The sequence below is a fragment of the Treponema denticola genome, assembly GCF_024400535.1.
In the GTDB taxonomy this organism is placed as follows: Bacteria; Spirochaetota; Spirochaetia; order Treponematales; family Treponemataceae; genus Treponema_B; species Treponema_B denticola_C.
Map to the genome: position 1 here is coordinate 863,942 of NZ_CP038800.1, position 17,154 is coordinate 881,095.

The following is a 17,154-nucleotide window of genomic DNA, read 5'->3' on the forward strand; positions in this document are numbered from 1 at the left end:
AAAATGGAATTAAATAAAAACCTTATCGTCCCGTTTGCAAAACAGGCGGGACTTACAAGCTTTGCTTCAATGTCGGCGGTAAAAAAAGCTCTTTCGACAAAAAAGGTAGGCCACACAGGAACCTTAGATCTTTTTGCCGACGGCCTTTTAGTTCTTCTTACAGGACAATTAACCCGCCTCGCCGACATAATTTCAGCCGAAAAAAAGACCTATGAAGCATGGATAGAATTCGGAACGGAAACGGATACCCTCGACCCCGAAGGCGAGCCCATTTTGACGGCCCCCCTTCCTTCTTATAAAAATTTAGCAGATTGTATTCCAAAATTTTTAGGAAAAATACTTCAAAGACCGCCCGAATTTTCTGCAATAAAAATAAACGGAAAAAGAGCTTCCGACAGAATACGCAGCGGCGAAAAGATAGAGATTGCAGAGAGGAAAATAGAAATTTTTAAAATAGAGCTTAAAGGGATAATTACCGATAGCGGTTTGGAATTTACAGAAAAGGATTTTTTAAATACAAACACCGAGCTAAAAATAAAATATGTCCACATAAGCGTGGAATGTTCAAAGGGAACTTACATCCGCTCCCTTGTAAGAGACCTTGCAAGAACAGCTTCTTCTTGTGCCTATGTTAGGGCTTTGCGGAGGACGGCAGTTGGAAACTTTAAACTTGAAGATGCGGCAGGTTTTTCTCTTTTAAATGATTTTTCTACAGCACCGGAAAAGTTTTATGAACAAAAAGAAATTGCTTCTTCGGAAATAAGGGCAAAGGCGTTTTCTTTTTCTCCTAAGACGGCAGAAAATTTAAGATTACCTCAAATTTTCTTGGATCAAAAATATCTAAACGATTTTTATAGCGGAAAGAAGATTAAATTTAATTGGTTTTTAAATACCGATGAAGTTTTAGAAAATACAACAGGCTCCAACTTAGAAAACAAAAAAATATGTGTCTTTTGTAATAATTTATGGACAGGCATTATAGGGCTAAACAAAAACGGTTTAAAATATGAAACCGTGATAAAAAATTAAAAAACCGCCGAGCTTAAAGTTTACCCCTCTTGACATATCCCCCTCTTTAACATGTATATTTATTATATCAGGAGGTAATACCTATGAAAGAATTTAACGGCGTAGCCGATACCATGCTCATACCGATGGCGGCACGGATTTATGTATCTAAGCGCTTTCCTGAATACTTTTATGACAGAACGGCTTTAGAATTGGAAGAAAAAATTCCTGCAAAAACGCTTGAAAAGATTTGGAACACATCTTCCGAATATACGATGCTGGCTTCGGTTGCCCGCTATTATAATTTTGATGAGATAATCAAAAATTTTATGGCTCGGCATAAAAAATGTAATATCATCAATCTGGGTGCTGGACTGGAAACGGCTGTCTTTCGGCTTCAGGCGGACAGTACAATGTTTTATGAAATCGATTTACCTGAAGTAATCGAACAGCGCAAAAATATTTTGGGTGCAAAAGAAAACGAAAAGCTTATCGGTGCCGATCTTTTTGAGTTGGAATGGGTTAAACACATCGATACCTCGCTTCCTTCTTTACTGACTGTTTCCGGCGTCTTTCAATATTTCCGAGAAGAAAAAATTGTGCAGTTTTTGTCGGATGTAAAAAAGCACTTTCCTAAAGGAGAACTGATTTTTGATGCAACAAATGAGATCGGTATAAAATATGCGAATAAGTATGTGCAAAAAACAGGCAATACTTCAGCACAGATGTATTTTTATGTAAATGACGGCTAAGCTTTTGCACAAAAATGCGGTCTGGAGCTCATGGAGCAGCGGACATTTTATACTGCTGCAAGGAAAATGCTGAAGCGTAAATTAAAACTCTATACCCGTATTGCGATGAAGGTATGCGATGACGGAGGAAGAACGATTATTTTACATTTAAAGCTGAATTAAAGGGCAGAGGCGGTATCCTCTAAAAACGATATAATCGGTAAAGAACGCATAGTCTTTTTCCTAAGTCTTTTAACAAAATTCCTATAAAAATTATACAAAATCTGTTGATTTTTTTAAAAAAGAAAAGTATGATGCAGAAACTCTAAATTATCGGAACAGCATACTTCTGTTCGAATTATTTTAATACGGTTATGCTGAATTTGTTGACACATGTACTCCAAGCCGAGCCGTGCCTTGAGGAGAAAAAATGTTTTTATTAAAATTGATGGAAAGCGGCAGGGAACACCTCATCGGAGCGTTTGATTCCGAAGCCAACATAAAAGCTTTTTTGGAAAAAATTCCGGGCTTTGAAGTGTATTCCGGCGATGAGTATGGCGTTTTAGGCAAATTGCATGTTGCAGCCTTAGGCGGCCTCGTTGAAATAGCTTATGGAAAGAAAAAATTTCCATTATCGAAGTTTTCGTTTGCCGATGACGAAGCCGAAGCTATTGCGATTGAGGTTGAAGCTTTTGATGACGGGAAAGCAAACACCTTTGAAGGATGCACTCTCGTCGATGCCTACTTAATCGGAAACAACGAACTTAAAACTTATATCGAAAAGCGCGAGAGAAACTTTTTGCGTGTGAAAGCCGTGTTGGAAAAAAAAGGCTTTTCCGTCTTTCGCGAGTATCACGGCTCCGAAGACGGCGAAGCGGTTACATATCGGGATGCAAACGGTCAGTACCGGTTTTTGATGCACATGGATCCGGGCTTTGTTGATGACCTTCCCGAAGACGATTCCGAGTTGGAAGTATATATCAGCGAAAATGACTGAAACTTTACTCTCGAGATAAAGTTTCAGTCCCTTTGTCTGACCCGGAAGTGAATATGCAATTTATGTTTTATTTTTACGGTACGCACATTATACTTTTTACCTACCCTGAGACCTTTTCTCGGCGATTATACTCTGTACAAATTTTACCGCATCTTCCGCTGCTTTCTGCATCATGTCTCCGTAAAAGACATGCTTTGCTCCGTCAAGCTTTATGAGCTTCGCGTTGGGGAAGGTCTTAATCGCCCGTTCCGAATACGACAGCGGTACAAGCGAGTCGGCTGTTCCATGAATGATGAGCGTTTTACCGGAATATTTGGGCATCAATGTATAAATATCAAATGAGAGAACATCCTTATTATAAATGCGGCCTATGATTTTTCCCAGCAGCTTCATTGTGTCGGGCATCCGTTCCGGATCGGGAGTGCGCTGCCGAATGTAATCATGCAACACAAAAGCAGGATATAATAAAACCAAGCCCGCTACATCGGCGGGGCGCAGTGCTGCGATATAGGTTGAAACAAATCCGCCTTGGCTTTCTCCGAATAAAAAGATTTGTTCAGGCTTAAAACGAGAGTCGGCTTTTAAGTTATCGAGAATGACCGTCAAATCTTCGGCCTCGGTAAGTACCGACATTTCCGTCATTTTTCCATCGCTTTTGATATGGTTGCCGCCGCCGATAAAGTCAAAAATGTATGCAGCAATTCCATGCTCTGCAAAAGCCGCAGCATAGCCTTTAACGCCTCCGTGGTTTCCGCCGAATCCGTGTGAAAGAATGACTAAGGGCACAGGCGATTCGCTATCGGGAAGAAAAAGCTTTCCGTATATTTTCATGCCGTTTCTCTGAAAGCTTTGTTCTTCGACTTTAAATGCGGGCGCTGCCTTTGTTTGTGCCGCGGCGATTGTTCCAATAAATAAAATAACTGCCGATAAGAGCATGATTTTTTTCATATTTTATCCTCCGTTTTGCTAAAACTGTTCCGCTGTTCAAGTAATCTAAAAAAATTAAAAGTCATATCAGTAATTAGTATATAATAAGTATACAAGTTAGAATGGAGCTAAGTCAAGACTTGAAAACCAATAAAGTATTTCTATGATTGTCAAAATGCTCAATTTCGTATAAAATTAAAAAATAGGAGAAAACTTTGAACTTAACAAATAAAACATTTTTACAAAACTTAAAAGATGAATTTATTTCTTTTTACGGTAATTCGGAAGAAAAAATTATTTTCGCAGTCTCTCCTGCACGGATAAATATAATAGGCGAACACATAGATTATAACGGAGGCTTTGTGCTGCCTGCCGCCGTTAATTTATATTTAAGGATTGCTCTGCGCAAAAGACAGGATAAAAAAATACTTTACCGCTCGATGAAGGCGGAAAAAGTTTTTGAATTTGAGCTTGACGGAAATTTGAATTTTTATAAAGAAAATGATTTTGCAAACTATTTAAACGGAATGTTTTTGGTTTTAAAAGAGAGGGGCTTGAAGGTCGATACGGGATTTGAGCTTTTAATTACAAGCGATATTCCGCAAGGGAGCGGCATCTCTTCTTCGGCCGCCTTGGAACTTTGTTTCGGTAAAATTATTTCTCATGTCTTCGGTTTTGAGCTTGACGGCATTGAGCTTGCAAAGACAGGCCGCCGGGTCGAAAACGGATTCTTGAGCCTTAAATCCGGAATTATGGATCAGTTTGCAATAGCGATGGGTAAAAAAAATCAGGCCATTCTTTTGGACACATCCTCCTTGGACTATGAGTACATTCCCCTTGAAACCGAGCCCTACCGAATTGTAATTATGAATTCCAATAAGCCCCGTAAATTGACGGAATCAAAATATAATGAAAGAAAGGAAGAATGTGAAAAAGCTCTTGCCTTTTTACAAAAAGAAACGGACATAGATTTTTTATGCGATCTAAGCGTTTACGATTTTGAAAAATTGGAACAAGATTTGATTTCCAATTTGGGAGAAAAAATTTTCCGCAGGGTAAGGCATTGCGTTACCGAGATGGATAGGGTAAGGCGGAGTGCCGAAGCCTTAAAAAATAAGGACTTAAAACTTTTAGGCGCTTCCTTAAACCAATCCCATCTTTCGTTAAAAGACGATTACGAAGTTACCGGAAAAGAACTGGATGCTCTTTTTTTTGCAGCCATAAAAGAAAAAAGCTGTATCGGTGCCAGAATGACAGGGGCGGGCTTTTCGGGCTGTGCAATCGCCGTTGTACACAAGGACGGCTTTGAAGAATTTGCCGAAAGAGTAGGGAAGGCCTACACGGAAAACACCGGCTTTACCGCTTCATTTTTTGCCTGCCAAGCCTCGGACGGAGTGTCTGTTATTTCGGTTTAATCGTTTAATTCGGTGTCAAGGTAATAGATTAGCCCTTGGCGGCTGCCGCGTATAAAATACTTCCACCACAAAACAAGAGACGGGTTTAAATTTTCTCCTATAGTTTGGAGTGTGAGCATCTTTTCTTTTAACTTCGGTTCAAGGAAGAAGGCTTGTTTTATTGCTTTCCGAATGGAAAGGCCGTGCACATCAAAGGCTTTATCTAAAAAATCCTTAAAGAACGAAGGATAAAGAATTTCATCTTCTTCCACTAAAATGGAATTTTTTAATAACTCATCGAAAGCCTTGTTTTTAATTTCCTTTGTGCTGTCATCTTCAGGGAATTTAAAAAAGTTCGGAGGATAATTGCCTTGCACGGCTATCGAAGGATTTGTCTTTTCAAAAAAAAGATTCGTTTTGTTGTTTGCTCTTTCAAGCCGCAAAAATATTTTTTGTACGGCTTCCATGCTCGCCTTAACTGCCTCATCATAGCTTTCCGCAGAGCTTAGGACATTGCCGCATTTTTCTACATTGTTTTTAGGAAAAACGGTTTCATCTTTTTCCAAAAGGCGGGGCAAAACATCTTTTATATTTTTTGTGCTTCTTGCTTCTTCAAGCCCGTATATTTTTTTTATGATGCCGGGCACCGAAATCCAAGCTCTTTCAGCACTAAAACGAGCGGCTCTTTCAGCACTAAAGCGAGCGGCTCTTTCGGTACTAAAACGAGCGGCCTCGCTATTAGGAAGTTCATCTACGGGTTCGCCTAAGGCTATTTTGATGGCGGCCTTAGTTACATCAAAGCCCGAAGAATAGGGAACCGTCCAGCCCGACATGTAGCCCCCTGAAAGGCGGGCGGCGATTTCTCCCACACAGGCAGTCCGTTTGCCATTTTTTTGGGGATCGGCTTTTCGTAAAAAAATGTCTCCCTTGGCTGCCCCGTTTGTAAGCCCCAAGGCCTTTATCCCGAGAAAAAAAACTCTTATAAGCTCATCACATTCTTCCTTGCTCTTAATCGAGGGAATCGTGTGTCCCATCTCGACAAAGTAGGGCGGAAAAAAAATGTGCCTGTCAGCGAGGGCGTTTAAAAAAATCTCTCCGTTTATAACTAGGGCTTCAAGCGAAAACTCTTCGCCGTCGATGAACTCTTCGGCTATAGCTTTTCTGCTCCGCGAAAAGTTTACCGCATCTTCTAGGGCCGGCCTTAATTCATCTTGGGAATAGACCAAGCGGCAGCCCCGCGCTCCCATGTTGTCGGCAGGCTTTACCGTAAGAGGAAAGGGAATGTCTTTTTGTTTTAAAATTTGAAGAGCCTTATCTATTTCGTTTTTAAAAATATGGGTAAACTTAGGAGAAGGAACGCCGTGCTTTTCAAAGCATTCTCTCATTAAAACCTTATCGCTTGCACGGCGGGCGGCTTCCAAGCTGTGCCCGGGAAGAGAACAGCTTTCTGCAACGGCTGCAACCGATACGGAAAAGTCCGTAGCTGCAGTAAAGACTCCGTGTAGACCCTTTTTTTTTAAGCTTTTTGCAAGGTCTATAAGGGCGGGAATATCCTTTAAATCTATCGGACAAAACTTATCGGCTTCTTTTGCACAAACCGCATTCGGGTTTCCGTCTACGGCAATGACCTCACAGCCCAGCTCTTGTGCTGCCCTTATTGCAGGCCCCTGCATGAGTCCCGCTCCTAAAATTAAAATACGCTTTTTATTTTCTTTCATATTCCGGTTAAACTCATCTTAATCTAAAAATTTAAAAACCTGTCGGAATATCTATAAAGCAGGTTTCAAGGTTTGTATCAAGTTCAAGTTTTTTTGCAACCAACTGAACGCCTACAGTTTCCGTTTGATAATGGCCTCCGGCAATTACGTTTATTCTGTTTTCGAGGGCATTGTGATAGGTAATGTGTTCAATCTCTCCCGTTATGTATAAATCAAGTCCTAAGGCTATTGCGTCATCTATTTCCGAGGCGGCCCCGCCCGAAATGATTCCGATTGTTTTAATTTTTTTAGGCCCGAAAGGAAGGATGTTTGCAGGTTTTTCTCCTTGCGGAAAAAGTTTATTTATAATTTCGTCTAGTTCCAAGCCTTCTTCAGAGCCTTCTTTTAAAGGAAGGCTGCCGTAAAAGCCTATGTTCAGCCCCCTGTACATGCCGAACTCTTTTAAGTTTTCAAGCTCAAGGCGGCGGGCAAGACCGATGTTGTTCCCGTAAAGGGGATGGGCATCGAGGGGAAGGTGAACGGCATAGAGCACTATGTCATTATCCAAAAGAGCCTTTATTCTATGATAATGATTTCCCATAATCCGTAAGGAGCGGCTCCAAAAAAGGCCGTGGTGTACAAAAAGCATGTCGGCTTTCCGCTCGGCGGCTTCTTTTATGGATTGAAGACAGGCATCCACCGCAAAAGCAACCTTTTTTATTTCTTTTCCGCTGTTTTGTACCTGAACGCCGTTTTGCGATAAATCTTGAGCCGCAAAAGCATCTATGTTTAACAGCTCGGTAAAATAAAGATCTAGCTCTTTTAGTTTCATTATAATCCCCCCGCAAAAAACTTTTTAAAGATTATACTTTAGATTCTTTTTGAATTCAAGGCGGGTAGAAGATTGATATGGGATTTGAAGATAGAAAAAAAGGCCCCGCCGGTTTAGACGGGGGCTTTTAATTTTACAAGAACATTGCAGCTATGGTTCCGAAGATGATTAACGGAATATTAAAGTGCAAGAATGTCGGGACACAGGTGTCCCAGATGTGATCATGCTGACCGTCTACGTTAAGACCTGCTGTCGGTCCAAGTGTTGAGTCTGATGCAGGGGATCCGGCATCTCCCAAGGCTCCGGCTGTGCCGAGTAAGCAAACGATAGCGGCAGGGCTGAAACCTAACTTTACACCGAGCGGAACATAGATTGTTGCGATAATCGGAATTGTGCCGAAAGATGTTCCGATACCCATTGTGATACCGAGACCGATTAAAAGCATTATAATAGCACCGAGGAGTTTGCTTCCTCCTATCAGGTTAGCACTTGAAACTACAAGAGAATCAACACCCTTTGTTGCCTTGATAACTTCTGCAAAACCTGCGGCAACGAGCATAACAAAGGCGATAAAGCCCATTAGTTTTATACCCTCTGCCATTGTGCTGTCTACTTCGTTAACCTTTATAACGCGTGTAAGCATTAAGATTAAGATACCTACAAGACCGCCCAGAGGCATTGAACCTGTTAAAATTTGAATTACAAAGGCTGCAATAATTGCCAAGAGAGTAAACCATTCACGGGATGTAAATTTTACATTTTGTTCAAGATTCATCTCGGGATGTACATTTTTATATTCTCTGGGTTTTCTGTATGAGAAGAATACGGCAATAAATAATCCTAAGAGCATTCCGAGACCCGGAATCCACATAGCTTTCCATACATCTGTTGTTTCAAAGGGTACTCCGTTTTGTGTCATTGAATTTGCAATAATTCCATGGAAAATAAGACCGAAGCCTACAGGGAAGGTAACATAGGGCCACTTTACTGAGAAAGTAAGACCGCATGCCATAGCCCTTCTATCAAGCTTCATTGAATTCATAACAACCAAAAGGGGCGGAATTAATATCGGAATGTATGAAATATGAATGGGTATAAGGTTTTGTGAAAAACATCCTACAAAGGCAATTATCAAAACAAGTAAAATACCTTTTGCTTTAAGGCTTTTTGAAAGTTTTGCCGCAAGCAATGTTACAATATTTGTATGACTTATCGCCGCAGCTAATGTACCCAAAAGAATGTAAGATAATGCCGTTTCCGCATTGCCTCCCATACCCGAAATAAGAGTGCTTATGGTCGTAGATAGACCTAAGCCTCCAACTAATCCGCCGATAACGCCGGAAACCATAATCGCAATCAAAATATTGATTTTGAGAAGACATAGTACCGTCATTACAACAACGGCTACTATTACAGGATTAATCATATAAACCTCCGTTTTTTATGCAATTTATAAAAATTGCAGTCTAGCCCAAAAATATTAGCATGGAATATTTTATATGTCAACTTTTTTTAATTAAAAAGTTTATATTTTTATATATTTTTTTCTTGACAATCTGTATAACCTGTGAGATAATCTAATAGTACAAAATATATAGGCAGTTAAACTGCTTGTCTATTTTGAGGAAAACTTTTATGGAGGAGATTTTATGGAAAAATCTAAGTTTAAACCGAATGGTTTAGCTCTGTTGCCTTTTTTAATTTTTGTTGTCGTTTACCTTGGAATAGGTGTAACGCTGGTTGCAAAAGGCGATCCTATGGGATTTTACGGCTTTAAGGGTCCTATTGCCGTAATTGTAGGTATTATAGCCGCTTTTTTGATGCACAAAGGTTCAATCGATGAAAAATTCGACGCTCTTGTCAAAGGCTGCGGAGATGCAAACATCATTACTATGTGTATCATCTATATTTTAGCCGGAGCTTTTTCGGTCGTTTCAAAGCAGATGGGGGGTGTCGATTCTACAGTAAATTTAGGTTTAACCCTAATACCGCCGAATTTTGTTACAGCGGGACTTTTTATCATCTGCTGTTTTTTATCTATAGCAACAGGAACAAGTGTCGGTACTATTGCCGCCGTAGGTCCTATCGCCGTAGGCTTTGCAGAAAAAGCAGGTATTTCTATGCCGCTTATGATAGCTTCAATGGTTGGCGGAGCCATGTTCGGCGATAACCTTTCGATTATTTCGGATACGACAATTGCAGCGACGAGAACACAAAATGTAGATATGAGGGATAAATTCAGGGTTAATATGGCATTAGCCTTACCTGCTGCAATTTTAACTCTCATCCTCCTATTAATCTTCGGCAGACCCTCTGTTACGCCTCAAATTGAGTCCTTGGAATTTAATATCGTAAAAGTATTGCCCTATGTATTCGTATTGGTTGCAGCTATCGCAGGCCTTAATGTATTTGCGGTTCTTTTAGGAGGAATCCTTTTCTCAGGTATTATAGGAATGGCTTACGGTGCTTTTAATGCTCTAGAGTGGACAAATCATATGTATGACGGCTTTAACGGAATGTTCGAAATATTCTTGCTTTCAATGCTGACGGGAGGTCTTGCCTACATGGTAAGTCAGGCAGGCGGTATGGAATGGCTTTTACAAAAAATAAAGGGCATGGTAAAGGGGCCAAAATCGGCAGAGCTCGGTATCGGCGCCCTGACCCTTCTTACCGATGCGGCAACTGCAAATAATACTGTTGCTATTATTATCGATGGTCCTATCGCAAAAGAGATGTGTGAAGAATTTAAGGTTGACCCCCGTAGATCTGCCTCTCTTCTTGATGCCTTCTCTTGTGTAATGCAGGGATTAATTCCTTACGGTGCTCAGCTCTTGATAGCCTGCTCCTTTACAAATGGGCTTGTAAATCCTGTAGGCCTTATTCCTCTATTGTGGTACCAGCTTTTACTGGCCGTGTTCTTAACTCTTTCGATATTCTTCCCATTTGCCAACGGATATATTAAAAAACATCCTTGGAATTTTGAAGAGTGGAAGGCTGTTAAAGCAAAATAAGTTTTTAGAGATTCCTTTAAAACATATCCCAAGGTTCGAATAAAACTTGAACCTTGGGATTTTTTATTTATCGGCAGTTTTCTTTTATTCTCCTGTTAGGGCCGCCCTAACAGGGCCGCCCTGAAGGGGCTCCCTTTAAGGCAAACACTATGATGCTTACTATGATTATTGTCCCTCCTATCGCCGTTCCTTTATTTAATGTTTCGCCTAAGGCAAAATAACTTAAAATACTTGCAAGTAATGGATTAAAAAAAAGAAAATTTGTAACATCGCTTGTTTTTTCGGCAATTTCTATTCCTTTATTAAAGAAAAAATAGCCTAATGCACTTGTAAAAATTCCTAAATATAAAAGGCTTCCTATGTACTTAAAATCGGCAGAAATGAGCTCCTTATAGCCTTCAATACAAAAAGGCGATAAGATAATCGCTGCACAAATCACACTGTAGGTTACGATTTCTATAGAGGTATAGCCCATTTTTGCAAGTTTTCGGCTTAAAATATTATATCCGCAAAAAGAAACTGCTGCCGACATAGTCCATAAAATACCTATGTCTACCGACAAAATTCCTTCCCATAAGATAATAACGAGAACTCCGCAAAAAGCCGTCAAAATAGAAATGCTGCCTGCCTTGCTTATCTTTTCACCGTAAATTATAGAAGCTGCTGATGCGGTCATTATAGGGGTTGTAGCAATTATAATGCTTCCGGTTGCAGCTGTGATGCTCCTAAGTCCAATATTAAAAAAGATAAGATATAGGGCAAACCCGAGCGCTCCCGACAAAAAGAATAATCCTATGTGTTTAAGTTTAAATGGAGCTCTAAGTTTATTAAATTTTCCTATAATTAAAAGAGCAATACTTGCTAAAGCACATCTTAAAAAACCTAAGGCTTCCGGGCTGAAATGCTTTAAACCAAACCGTGAAAACGGAAAAGAAGAAGCAAAAAAAATAATGGCAGCAACAGCAAATAAGTATGATTTTATTTTATTGGACATAATTCCTTCCTAATTTTTAATTGAACTTTTGTCTAACGCTATGATACAATAAGACAATAATGAAATCAAGTATGAGTGTTATAGTTAAATTTTATTTATAATTTTTTGATTTTTACACTTGCATTAATATAATAAATGCCTTATAATTTCTACTATATGTGTCTTTTATTTGGAGGAAGATATGAATAGAAAAGAATTGGAAAAATTGGGATTTGCTTCAAAACAGATTCATGCAGGAAGCATTAAGAACAAGTACGGTGCTTTAGCTACACCTATTTATCAAACTTCAACATTTGCGTTTGATTCGGCAGAGCAGGGAGGCCGAAGATTTGCCTTAGAGGAAGAAGGCTATATCTACACCCGCTTGGGTAACCCTACTACTACTGTTGTTGAAGAAAAACTTGCCTGTCTTGAAAACGGTGAAGCCTGTATGTCTGCAAGTTCCGGTATAGGTGCTGTTACTTCGTGTATTTGGTCGATTGTAAATGCCGGAGACCATATTGTTGCCGGAAAAACTCTTTACGGTTGTACCTTTGCATTTTTAAATCACGGTCTTACACGTTTCGGAGTTGATGTAACTTTCGTTGATACCCGTGATCCTGAAAACATTAAAAAAGCTTTAAAACCGAATACAAAAATCGTTTATTTGGAAACCCCTGCCAACCCGAACATGTATCTTTGCGACATTGCAGAAATAAGTAAGATTGCCCATGCTCATAATCCAGAATGTAAGGTTATAGTAGATAATACTTATATGACTCCCTATCTCCAAAGACCTCTTGATTTAGGTGCAGACGTTGTTCTTCATTCTGCAACAAAATACCTAAACGGCCATGGAGACGTTATTGCAGGTTTTGTTGTCGGAAAAAAAGAATTCATCGATCAGGTGCGCTTTGTAGGTGTTAAGGATATGACCGGTTCTACATTGGGCCCCTTTGAAGCCTACTTGATAGGCCGAGGTATGAAGACCCTCGATATCCGAATGGAAAAGCACTGCGCCAATGCTCAAAAAGTTGCAGAGTTCTTGGAAAAACATCCGGCAGTTGAGTCCATCGCCTTCCCCGGTCTTAAATCCTTCCCGCAATATGAGCTTGCAAAAAAACAGATGAAGCTTTGCGGAGCTATGATTGCCTTTACAGTTAAGGGCGGATTGGAAGCCGGTAAAACCCTTATAAACTCGGTTAAATTTGCAACTATTGCAGTAAGCTTAGGCGATGCCGAAACCCTTATTCAGCATCCTGCAAGTATGACCCACTCTCCATATACTCCGGAAGAAAGAGCCGCTTCGGATATTGCCGAAGGTTTGGTTCGTCTTTCTGTCGGTCTTGAAGATGCGGAAGATATTATTGCAGATTTAAAACAAGCTTTAGATAAACTTGTTAAATAAATCTTAAGAACACCTCTAAAAGCTTTTTTGGAGGTGTTCATTTGTTAAAAATTATGGAGAAAAAAGAGTATGCAAAAGAAAACTCAAACAATGACCGGTAATAATGCGGCTTCTTATGTGGCCTATGCCTTTACCGATGTAGCCGCCATTTATCCGATTACACCATCGTCGGATATGGCCGAGCTTGTTGACTCATGGGCAGCCAACGGAAGAAAAAACATTTTCGGTCAAACCGTCCTTGTTTCGGAACTGGAGTCCGAGGCGGGAGCAGCCGGCTCAATGCACGGAGCCCTTTCTGCCGGCGCCCTAGCTTCAAGTTTTACGGCCAGTCAGGGACTTTTACTTATGATACCCAACATGTACAAGATGTCCGGTGAGCTTTTACCGGGTGTTTTACATGTATCGGCGAGAGCTCTTTCGGCTCACGCCCTTTCTATTTTCGGCGATCATCAGGACGTTATGGCTTGCCGCCAAACAGGTTTCGGTATGCTCGCCTCAGGTTCGGTACAGGAAATTATCGACCTCGGCGGTATTGCCCACCTTGCAGCGATAAAGGGCCGAGTCCCCTTTCTCCACTTTTTTGACGGCTTTAGAACCAGCCATGAACTTCAAAATGTCGAGCTCATCGACTATGAAGATTTTGCAAAGATGCTTGATTGGAAGGCCTTAAACGATTGGCGTACCACGGCAATGAATCCGGAGCATCCCTTTACCAAAGGAACAGCCCAAAACCCGGATGTTTATTTTCAGGCGGCAGAAGCCTCCAATAAATTCTATACCGATGTTGTAGAAATAGTTGCCGATTATATGAAGCAAATTTCGGCCTTGACGGGAAGAACATACCGCCCCTTTGACTATCATGGAGCTCCCGATGCCGAACGCGTAATTATAGCTATGGGTTCTATAACCGAGACAGCCGAAGAAACCGTTGACTATCTTGTTTCCAAGGGAGAAAAGGTTGGCCTTATAAAGGTAAGACTTTACCGTCCTTTCTCGCCCAAATACCTTTTTGATGTAATGCCCAAGACGGTTAAAAAGATTGCCGTTCTTGATAGGACAAAGGAGAAAGGCGCCCTTTACGAACCTCTCCATTTGGACATACTAGGTGCATACATTGATGTGCCCAATAAACCTCTTATAGTGGGCGGAAGATACGGGCTTGCTTCTAAGGATACGACTCCCTCAATGGTAAAATCGGTATTCGACAATCTTAAAGCCGATGCTCCTAAAAACAATTTTACCGTAGGAATCGAAGACGATATAACAAATTTGAGCCTCCCCGTTTTAGAGGAAATTAAGACCGAACCCGCAGGAACAATTAGATGTAAATTCTGGGGCTTCGGCTCTGACGGAACCGTCGGAGCAAATAAGAGTGCTATCAAGATTATCGGCGACAGCACCGGTATGTATGCCCAAGCCTATTTTGCTTATGACAGTAAAAAATCGGGAGGCGTAACCATTTCTCACCTCCGCTTTGGAAAGCAGCCGATAAAATCCACATACCTTATAAGCGATGCTGACTTTATTTCCTGTTCAAAGCAGTCCTATGTTCATCAATATGATTTATTGAAGGGCTTAAAAAAAGGCGGAACCTTCTTGCTTAACTGCCTCTGGTCTGATGAAGAATTGGAAGCCAACCTTCCGGGGGAAATGAAGCGTTTTATTGCAAAAAATGAGATAAAATTTTATACAATCAATGCTACAGGTATTGCTCAGGAAATCGGTCTCGGCGGAAGAATCAATATGATTATGCAGTCTGCCTTCTTTAAACTTGCAGAAATTATTCCCATTGAAGAAGCCGTTGAAAGTCTAAAAAAATCCATAGTCAGAGATTACGGTAAAAAAGGTGAAGACATAGTAAATATGAACTATGCCGCAGTAGAAAAGGGGGTAAGTTCTCTTCACAAGGTTGCCGTTCCTGCCGCTTGGGCAAATGCGGAGGATTCACAGATTTGCAATTCTCATCTTCCGCCCTATGTACGCAATGTACTTATTCCTATTAACAGGCAGGAAGGCGATGCTCTAAGAGTGAGTACATTTAAAGGTGTTGAAGACGGCCGAATGCCTAACTGTACCAGCCGATACGAAAAGCGTGGTGTTGCAGTTGAAGTTCCGCATTGGATAAAGGAAAATTGTATTCAGTGTAATCAGTGTTCTTTTGTATGTCCTCATGCTACAATCCGCCCCTTCCTTCTTAATGAAAAAGAAAGGGCTGCTAAACCTGAAGGCTTTGAAACTATAAAGGCCAACGGAAAAGGCCTTGAGGGGCTTGAGTACAGGATGCAGGTTTCGGTTATGGATTGTACGGGCTGTTCAAACTGTGCAAATATTTGTCCTGCAAAGAATAAGGCCCTCGTTATGAAGCCCTTGGCCGAAGAAGAAGCTCAAAGCAAAAACTGGGATTATGCAGTTGACAATGTTTCTACAAAGCATGGTCTCATGGATCAGTTCTCAGTTAAGGGTAGCCAGTTTAAACAGCCTCTCTTGGAATTCCACGGAGCTTGTGCAGGCTGCGGTGAAACTGCCTATGCAACCCTTGTTACCCGCCTTTTCGGAGACCGCATGATGATAGCAAATGCTTCCGGTTGTTCTTCGATATGGGGCGGCTCTTATCCCACTGCCGGCTTTACCTATAACGAAAAAGGAAAGGGCCCGACTTGGGCAAGCTCCCTTTTTGAGGATAATGCAAACTACGGCTACGGAATGGCCCTAGGCACCCGTAAGTTGAGGGAACAGGCCGAAGACTATATGAAGAAATTTATTGAGCTCAATGTCGGAACAGATTTTACTCCTCTCTTTAAAGAATGGATTGAAAACAAAAAAGATGTTGAAGCCAATACCTTAACCTGCGATAAGATTAAGGCCCTCTTTGATGCTCATCAGCCGCCTAGAAATACGGCCGTAAAAAATACCGATGCCGCCGATTATCTTCCGGTTCCCGAAAGCCATACCTTCAAATATGATACGGGAAATATTGAAGCTGACAGGCTCTTGGAATATATCTACAAGCTGAAGGACTTTATCGTCAAAAAAAGTGTCTGGTCCTTCGGAGGAGACGGATGGGCCTATGACATCGGTTATGGCGGTCTTGACCACACCATGGCATCGGGCGAAGACTTTAATATCCTCGTATTCGATACGGAAGTTTATTCCAATACAGGAGGTCAGTCCTCAAAATCTACACCGACGGCAGCCGTTGCAAAATTTGCGGCAGGCGGAAAGCGAATCCGTAAAAAGGATTTGGGTGCAATGCTTATGACCTACGGCTATGTCTATGTAGCTCAAGTTGCCATAGGCTCCAATATGAGCCAATTTGTAAAGGCTGTAAAAGAAGCCGAAAGCTATGACGGACCTTCAATCGTTATCTGTTATGCTCCCTGTATCAACCACGGACTCCGCTCAGGAATGAGCAGAAGTGTCGAGCAGGAGAAAAAGGCTGTTGAAGCCGGTTACTGGCACCTATACCGCTTTGATCCCCGCTTAAAAGCCGAAGGTAAAAATCCCTTCCAGCTTGACAGCAAGGAACCGAGCGCTTCATTCCAAGACTTCATCAACTCCGAAGTCCGCTACACCTCGCTTAAAAAGACCTTCCCCGATGTTGCGGAAGTCTTATTTAAGCATGCAGAGGAGGATGCTAAGGAGAGGTATAATAGGTATAAAATGTTGAGTAATTAATTTTGAAATTAGATGACAGGCGGACATCCGATTCCGATAGGAAAAGGATGCCCGCTTTTTTAATCAATTATTTTTGATGCTTAATTCCAAGATGTTAGGGTAGGGTATAATTAAAATTTTATTTAAAATGGAGATGGGGGGAATTGAACCCCCGTCCCGAAAAGGGAAACAGAAACATCTACAGGCTTATCGGTGCGAGGCAGTTGTCGGGACCCGGTAGCAGCACCGAAAGCGTCGGATCCTTAGTGTATAAGAAGTCCTTTTTAACGTCTACACGCCGCTAAAAAGCAAGCCCCGATTGGCGTCGGAATCATGCCCCGCTCGGAGCAGTGCAAAGCAGATTCCGCGATTATGCAGCTAAGGCGTAATCGAAACTGTCGTTATTTTCGGCAGTTATAGTGTTTGCCGAATCAGGAGATCGGCACTCCGCCTGCAGCTTAAGCCTCCGTCTTTCCGGTCGAAACCGGAACATCCCCAAGCATCATCAATTTACTATATTTT

Annotated in this window: 12 protein-coding genes and 1 other RNA gene; 7 read left to right on the forward strand and 6 right to left on the reverse strand. The window is 41.2% G+C overall.

Features of this window, described 5'->3' with window-relative positions; genetic code table 11:
• Positions 1 to 3 precede the first annotated feature (3 nt).
• From truB to E4N78_RS03920, 3 genes are all read left to right on the forward strand, one after another.
• Positions 4 to 1,029, forward strand: coding sequence for a tRNA pseudouridine(55) synthase TruB (gene truB / locus E4N78_RS03910; protein ID WP_255811757.1), 1,026 nt, complete (start codon positions 4 to 6; stop codon positions 1,027 to 1,029).
• 83 nt (positions 1,030 to 1,112) lie between these two features.
• Positions 1,113 to 1,760: a class I SAM-dependent methyltransferase gene (locus tag E4N78_RS03915; protein ID WP_255811758.1), complete on the forward strand. Its 648-nt coding sequence runs from the start codon at positions 1,113 to 1,115 to the stop codon at positions 1,758 to 1,760.
• A gap of 409 nt (positions 1,761 to 2,169) precedes the next feature.
• Positions 2,170 to 2,736 (forward strand): hypothetical protein, encoded by a 567-nt coding sequence (locus E4N78_RS03920; RefSeq protein WP_255811759.1) that lies wholly within the window; start codon positions 2,170 to 2,172, stop codon positions 2,734 to 2,736.
• 96 nt (positions 2,737 to 2,832) lie between these two features.
• Here the strand turns inward: E4N78_RS03920 and E4N78_RS03925 are convergent, their stop codons facing one another.
• A complete protein-coding gene (locus E4N78_RS03925; RefSeq protein ID WP_255811760.1) occupies positions 2,833 to 3,684 on the reverse strand; it encodes an alpha/beta hydrolase in 852 nt (283 codons plus the stop codon).
• Positions 3,685 to 3,878: 194 nt separating this feature from the next.
• Here E4N78_RS03925 and E4N78_RS03930 point away from each other — a divergent pair, with 194 nt between their 5' ends.
• Positions 3,879 to 5,078, forward strand: coding sequence for a galactokinase (locus tag E4N78_RS03930; protein ID WP_255811761.1), 1,200 nt, complete (start codon positions 3,879 to 3,881; stop codon positions 5,076 to 5,078).
• Here E4N78_RS03930 and E4N78_RS03935 read toward each other — a convergent pair.
• The 3 genes from E4N78_RS03935 to E4N78_RS03945 form a co-directional block, all read right to left on the reverse strand.
• Positions 5,075 to 6,775, reverse strand: coding sequence for an ATP-grasp domain-containing protein (locus E4N78_RS03935; RefSeq protein ID WP_255811762.1), 1,701 nt, complete (start codon positions 6,773 to 6,775; stop codon positions 5,075 to 5,077). The two genes, E4N78_RS03930 and E4N78_RS03935, sit on opposite strands and share 4 nt — an antisense overlap.
• A gap of 31 nt (positions 6,776 to 6,806) precedes the next feature.
• Positions 6,807 to 7,586 carry a Nif3-like dinuclear metal center hexameric protein gene (locus tag E4N78_RS03940; RefSeq protein WP_002680051.1) on the reverse strand — a complete coding sequence of 260 codons (780 nt, stop codon included), beginning with the start codon at positions 7,584 to 7,586 and terminating at the stop codon, positions 6,807 to 6,809.
• Between the two features lie 133 nt (positions 7,587 to 7,719).
• Entirely contained in the window at positions 7,720 to 9,012 is a 1,293-nt protein-coding gene (locus E4N78_RS03945) for a Na+/H+ antiporter family protein (RefSeq protein WP_255811763.1), read from the reverse strand.
• A gap of 223 nt (positions 9,013 to 9,235) precedes the next feature.
• On the opposite strand from E4N78_RS03945, the gene E4N78_RS03950 reads away from it, so the two are divergent.
• Complete coding sequence (locus tag E4N78_RS03950) at positions 9,236 to 10,597, forward strand: Na+/H+ antiporter NhaC family protein (protein ID WP_255811764.1); 1,362 nt, start codon at positions 9,236 to 9,238, stop codon at positions 10,595 to 10,597.
• Positions 10,598 to 10,703: 106 nt separating this feature from the next.
• Here E4N78_RS03950 and E4N78_RS03955 read toward each other — a convergent pair whose 3' ends face one another.
• Positions 10,704 to 11,591, reverse strand: a complete 888-nt coding sequence (locus tag E4N78_RS03955) for a DMT family transporter (RefSeq protein WP_255811765.1) — start codon at positions 11,589 to 11,591, stop codon at positions 10,704 to 10,706.
• A 181-nt stretch (positions 11,592 to 11,772) separates the two neighbouring features.
• Between E4N78_RS03955 and megL the strand changes: the two genes are divergently transcribed.
• Together megL and nifJ are read left to right on the forward strand one after the other, a co-directional pair.
• Positions 11,773 to 12,978: a methionine gamma-lyase gene (gene megL, locus E4N78_RS03960; protein WP_255811766.1), complete on the forward strand. Its 1,206-nt coding sequence runs from the start codon at positions 11,773 to 11,775 to the stop codon at positions 12,976 to 12,978.
• Between the two features lie 69 nt (positions 12,979 to 13,047).
• On the forward strand, positions 13,048 to 16,653 hold the full coding sequence (gene nifJ, locus E4N78_RS03965) for a pyruvate:ferredoxin (flavodoxin) oxidoreductase (RefSeq protein WP_255811767.1): 3,606 nt from the start codon (positions 13,048 to 13,050) through the stop codon (positions 16,651 to 16,653).
• Positions 16,654 to 16,778: 125 nt separating this feature from the next.
• On the opposite strand, the gene ssrA is transcribed toward nifJ, so the two are convergent.
• Positions 16,779 to 17,129, reverse strand: a transfer-messenger RNA (tmRNA) gene (ssrA, locus tag E4N78_RS03970).
• Positions 17,130 to 17,154 lie beyond the last annotated feature (25 nt).

Excerpts from the sequence above, each read along its gene's own strand:
- E4N78_RS03955 (WP_255811765.1), bottom strand. The coding sequence starts at position 11,591 with ATGTCCAATAAAATAAAATCATACTTATTTGCTGTTGCTGCCATTATT.
- nifJ (WP_255811767.1), top strand. The coding sequence starts at position 13,048 with ATGCAAAAGAAAACTCAAACAATGACCGGTAATAATGCGGCTTCTTAT.
- E4N78_RS03950 (WP_255811764.1), top strand. The coding sequence starts at position 9,236 with ATGGAAAAATCTAAGTTTAAACCGAATGGTTTAGCTCTGTTGCCTTTT.
- truB (WP_255811757.1), top strand. The coding sequence starts at position 4 with ATGGAATTAAATAAAAACCTTATCGTCCCGTTTGCAAAACAGGCGGGA.
- E4N78_RS03945 (WP_255811763.1), bottom strand. The coding sequence starts at position 9,012 with ATGATTAATCCTGTAATAGTAGCCGTTGTTGTAATGACGGTACTATGT.
- E4N78_RS03925 (WP_255811760.1), bottom strand. The coding sequence starts at position 3,684 with ATGAAAAAAATCATGCTCTTATCGGCAGTTATTTTATTTATTGGAACA.
- E4N78_RS03935 (WP_255811762.1), bottom strand. The coding sequence starts at position 6,775 with ATGAAAGAAAATAAAAAGCGTATTTTAATTTTAGGAGCGGGACTCATG.
- E4N78_RS03915 (WP_255811758.1), top strand. The coding sequence starts at position 1,113 with ATGAAAGAATTTAACGGCGTAGCCGATACCATGCTCATACCGATGGCG.
- E4N78_RS03940 (WP_002680051.1), bottom strand. The coding sequence starts at position 7,586 with ATGAAACTAAAAGAGCTAGATCTTTATTTTACCGAGCTGTTAAACATA.
- E4N78_RS03920 (WP_255811759.1), top strand. The coding sequence starts at position 2,170 with ATGTTTTTATTAAAATTGATGGAAAGCGGCAGGGAACACCTCATCGGA.
- megL (WP_255811766.1), top strand. The coding sequence starts at position 11,773 with ATGAATAGAAAAGAATTGGAAAAATTGGGATTTGCTTCAAAACAGATT.